General features: G+C 39.0%; 1 protein-coding gene. It reads right to left on the bottom strand.

The genetic code is table 11. The features are described from left to right. Positions 1–13: 13 nt before the first annotated feature. A complete protein-coding gene (locus tag I6E24_RS16285; protein ID WP_235329745.1) occupies positions 14–1,171 on the bottom strand; it encodes an ISAs1 family transposase in 1,158 nt (385 codons plus the stop codon). Positions 1,172–1,295: the final 124 nt, after the last annotated feature.

A 1,295-nucleotide genomic window follows, 5' to 3' on the forward strand; every position in this document is an offset into this window, starting at 1 on the left:
CAGGGCTGACGCATTACTTAATATCTTCATTTTGCCATGGTGCATCTAAAAGTTCAGCAAGAAACTCATCGCTCCATCCCGCCATTTTTCTTTTACCCTTAAGGCTTGATTTCCTCTTGTTATTTTTTAGTTGCGTCATGGCTATCTTATTGAGTACAGAAAAGTTCTGCGCTGCATTTTTCTTTTTCTTCTGGTTGTCTTCATTGAATGATACATCAAGTTGCCAGTGAAGATTATTCTCTATACTCCAATGACTTCTGATTGTTGAAATTATACGGTCTGAATCCAATGGAAGTGATGTAATGTAATAGTGTTTCTCTACAGTAGTCTTTCCTGACTTGATATATTTCTTAGTATTGGTCAGGCAAACTACGGAGTTTACTCCCTTCCATTCCAGGACTTTGGATAACAGGCCATTGTTATATACCTGACACACACGCCTCTCGAAGCGCCCATGTGAACATTCTTCCGTTATGCTGTACCTGTATCTTGTCTGCGGTATATGGCCTTTTCCGTTAATATTGTTCCCATAGATGTCAATGTCGGAGAACCAGCATTCTACCGTTTCATAAAGTTTCTTCTGGTTCTTCTTTAAACTTATAAGATATTCTGCTTTTGCATCTATGATTGTATCGACTATTTCATGCTGGCAGGCAATGGCATCAATGGTAATTATACAGTCTTCAAGGTCAAGTGCCTTTATCAACAATGGAATTGCCTTTATTTCGTTACTCTTTTCACTTACCTTCTCCTGACCAAGGCAAACACCATTACTTGAAGCCCAGGCACTTACAATACGGAGAGATTCAAAACTGCCGTCACTTTTCTCTTCACGGGCACCGCATATCTCTTTACCGTCTATGGACACAAGACCACGGTATTTACCGCAAATCTCACGTATCCAGGTACGGAAACCCTTCTCGAGTTCATCGGGAGAAAGAAGGGAAAAGACACGGTTGAAAGTGTCATGAGAAGGAACACATTTAAAGTCCTTTATGCGTGAACGGAAGAAAGATTCATGCATCTTACCAAAATCGGCAACTTCATACCAGCTTTCTGCACCACCTATGACTGCAGCCATTGCGATATAAAATATACACTCGAAACTGTGTTCTCTTAAATGTTCACGACGAGGATCCTTTACTGTACGGAGTATTGAGATGATTTCCATTGGATGTTTTTAACTTGAAAATATTGGACAAAAGTAAAGAAAAAAGTATTTATAAATAGATTTTATCATTGAGTTTATCAAACTTAGGTTGATTATCAGTTTATTAAGTAATGCGTCAGCCCTG

Origin of the sequence: Bacteroides caecigallinarum (assembly GCF_021530995.1) — a bacterium.
GTDB lineage: Bacteria > Bacteroidota > Bacteroidia > Bacteroidales > Bacteroidaceae > Phocaeicola > Phocaeicola faecigallinarum.

Bases quoted from the DNA above. Each gene is read 5' to 3' on its own strand.
- I6E24_RS16285 (WP_235329745.1), bottom strand. From the start codon at position 1,171: ATGGAAATCATCTCAATACTCCGTACAGTAAAGGATCCTCGTCGTGAA.